Source organism: Amaricoccus sp. (assembly GCF_036846665.1).
Lineage (GTDB): Bacteria > Pseudomonadota > Alphaproteobacteria > Rhodobacterales > Rhodobacteraceae > Amaricoccus.
Map to the genome: position 1 here is coordinate 1 of NZ_DAIUBO010000345.1, position 3,009 is coordinate 3,009.

General features: G+C 72.0%; 4 protein-coding genes. 1 reads left to right on the forward strand and 3 read right to left on the reverse strand.

What is annotated here, in order from left to right:
• Positions 1-223 precede the first annotated feature (223 nt).
• From V7050_RS19975 to V7050_RS19985, 3 genes are read right to left on the reverse strand one after another with little or no spacing between them, the layout of a single operon-like run.
• Positions 224-964, reverse strand: a complete 741-nt coding sequence (locus V7050_RS19975; RefSeq protein ID WP_324368776.1) for a lysophospholipid acyltransferase family protein — start codon at positions 962-964, stop codon at positions 224-226.
• Between the two features lie 8 nt (positions 965-972).
• Entirely contained in the window at positions 973-1,875 is a 903-nt protein-coding gene (locus V7050_RS19980; protein WP_324368778.1) for a cell division protein FtsX, read from the reverse strand.
• Positions 1,872-2,549 carry a cell division ATP-binding protein FtsE gene (locus tag V7050_RS19985; protein WP_324368780.1) on the reverse strand — a complete coding sequence of 226 codons (678 nt, stop codon included), beginning with the start codon at positions 2,547-2,549 and terminating at the stop codon, positions 1,872-1,874. Before V7050_RS19985 ends, V7050_RS19980 begins: the two co-directional genes overlap by 4 nt.
• Positions 2,550-2,704: 155 nt before the next feature.
• On the opposite strand from V7050_RS19985, the gene V7050_RS19990 reads away from it, so the two are divergent.
• The coding region (locus V7050_RS19990) for a zinc-ribbon domain-containing protein (protein WP_324411131.1) at positions 2,705-3,009 on the forward strand (305 nt) is incomplete at its 3' end.

Genomic DNA, 3,009 nt, shown 5'->3' on the forward strand with positions numbered 1-3,009 from the left:
TGCCCGGTCCGGTCGCCCGGAGGCGCGAGCCGCAGGGCGAGGGAGGTGCAGCGTCACCGTCGGTCGAGGGTCGGGACGCGTCGGCCCTGGACGGCGTGCAAAGCGCGCCGGCCCCCGGCAGGGCCGGCGCGGCCCGATCGACACCGGTCGATCGGGCAAGCGACCATCGACACGCGCAGGAGGCTTTGGCGTCAGGGGTCGCTGCTCGGACCCGCCAGCGGCCTCAGGCCGCCGAGGGCTCCGCACCGGGGTCGAAGCCTGCCTCGCGCATCAGCCGGTCCGAATGCGCCTCGACCAGCGGCTCGATCCGGGCCATGAATTCCGCGACGCCCAGGCCCGCCGGGATCGGCTCGAGGAATTCCAGCACCGCCGTCCCGGGCCGCCGCAGATGGCTGCGCCGGCCCCAGAACACCCCGACATTGGTGGCCGCCGGCACGCAGGGCCTGCCCAGCCGCTCGTAGAGGACCCCCGCCCCGACCTTGTAGGGCCGGCGGGCCCCCGGCGCGACCCGCGTGCCTTGCGGATAGATCACCAGCTGCCCCGCACTCGCCTCGCCGCGCTCCACATGGGCGACCATGTCGCGCATGGCCTTGGCCCGCTGGCCGCGATTGACCGGCGTGGAGCCGATGCGCAGCGCATAGAGCCCGAGCACCGGCGCCCAGCGCAGCTCCTTCTTCATGATGAACTTCGCCCGCGGCAGCACCGACGAAAGGATGAGGATGTCGAGAAACGACTGGTGCTTGGAACAGACGATCACGTCGCCCGAGGGGATGGTCCCGCGCACTTCGACTTTCAGGCCGCAGATCACGCGCAGGCACCAGAAGACGGCGCGGCAATAGGCCTTGATCGCCAGATAGGCGCCGTCCACCGACCAGATCGCCATCGGCGCGCAGCAGATGCCCATGACCGCCATCAGCCCGTAGAGGCAGACATCGAAGAGAAGCGAGCGGATCAGCAGCATCATCGGGTCCCCTAGCTCCACTTGAGCAGGTTGCGCCGGACCGCCCGGGCGGTCGCCGCCCAGGCGATACCGGCGCTCGCGACCGGGATCGCGAGCGGCAGGATCCAGTGCCAGCCGGCGAGCCCGATCCCCACGAGGAAGAATCCCGGCTCGCTCGCCTGGGGCAGCAGCGCCAGCAGGACCAGCCCCAGGGCGGTCCCGACCGCCGCGCCGATCCCCGCCTGCAGCGCGAAGCGCCGGGTGAAGGCCGAGGCGACGAAGCCGTCGCGCGCGCCCACCAGCCGCAGCGTCTGGATGACCTGGCCGCTCGCCGCGATCGCGGCATGGGCGGCGAGGCTCAGCGCCGCCGCGAAGCAGAGCGCCAGCAGACCGAGAGAGGCCAGCGCGAAGACCCGCAGCCGCTCGGCGGTCAGCACCAGGGGCCCGCGCCAGGCGCCGTGGTCGTCGAAGACCGCCGCCGGCGCCTCGGCCGCGAGCCGCAGCTCCAGGCTCTCGCGGTCGAATGCCGCCGAATCGAGCCCGACATCGATGAGAAGCGGCAGCGGCAGGCCGTCCAGTGCGGCTTCCGGCCCCAGCCAGGGCTCGAGCAGGGCGCGCTGCTCCTCAACCTCGATCATGCGCACCGAGCGCACGCCCGGCGTGGTGCGCAGCACGTTGAGCGCCGCCCGCGCCTGATCCTCCACATCCGGCTCGTCGGTGAAGATCTGCAGCGTGGCGGTCTCGGCGAGCTCGCCCGCCCAATTCTCGGCCAGCCGCCCGGCGGCCAGCGCCAGCGCCAGCGCGACCGCCGCGAAGAAGGCGAGGATCGCCGCCATCACCCCCACCGAGCGCGCCGATTGCGCCCCCGGCGGCACGATCCGGTCCGCCGCGCCGAACCGCGAGCGCCTCCGACGCCCCGACGCCGGCGCGCTCACAGATCGGCTCCGGCCGGCAGGATCCGCCCGTCCGACAACCGCAGCACCCGGGCCTGCACCCGGGCCTTGGCGGCGCGGATCAGGTTCAGGTCGTGGGTGGCGATCAGGACGGTTTTGCCCATGCGGTTCAGCTCCACGAGCAGCGTCAGGAGCCGCATGGACATGTCCCAGTCGATGTTGCCCGTCGGCTCGTCGGCGAGGATCATCTCCGGGCTCAGGATCACCGCCCGCGCCACCGCGGCGCGCTGGCGCTCGCCGCCGGACAATTCGCTCGGCAGCGCGTCGATCCGGTCGGTCAGGTCGACCCATTCCAAGAGCGCCGCGAGGTCGTCGGCCCGCTCGCGCATCTCGACGCCGCTCACCCGGAGCGGCAGCGCGATGTTCTCGATCAGCGGCAGGTGATCGATGAACCGGCAATCCTGATGCACCACCCCGACCGCCCGGCGCAGATCCGCGATGGCGTTCCGGTCGCGGGCCGAGATGCGTCGCCCGAAGAAGCGCAGATGCCCGCTCGTAGGCACCAGGTCGAGATAGCAGAGGCGCAGGAACGTCGTCTTCCCCGCCCCGGACGGCCCGACGAGGAAATGGAAGGACCCCGGGGCGATGGCCAGGTTGGCGTCCTCGAGGATCGCCGCCTTCCCGTAGCTGAACCCCACATTCTCGAATTCGATCACGGGGTCCTCCGACGCCTTCCGCGGGCCTTATACATGGCCGCCGCAGGCGCGCAACCTGCCCGCGACTTGGAATGAAGAGACGTCACCGCTAGAAGGGTCCGGCCCGATTCGCCGATGCGGCGAGTTGCAGCCCCCCGGGCCGAACTGGAACCGCGATGCGCCTGAAATGTCCGAGCTGCGGTGCCGCATACGAGGTCGCGGCGCATTTGATCCCGCAGGGCGGCCGGCATGTGCAATGCACCGCCTGCCACACGCGCTGGTTCGTCAATCCGGCGCAGGATCCCCAGCCGAGCGAGGACCGGATCATCGAGCGGCTCGAGGCCTGGTCGTCGCGGCCGCGTCCCGTCCCCGTCCCGCAGCCCGCCGCGCCCCCGCCGCCGGAGACCGCCGGGCGTGACGCGGAGGATCCGGATTCCGGCGAAGTCTTCGTCTGGGAAAGCCCGGCCGCCGCAGCCGATTC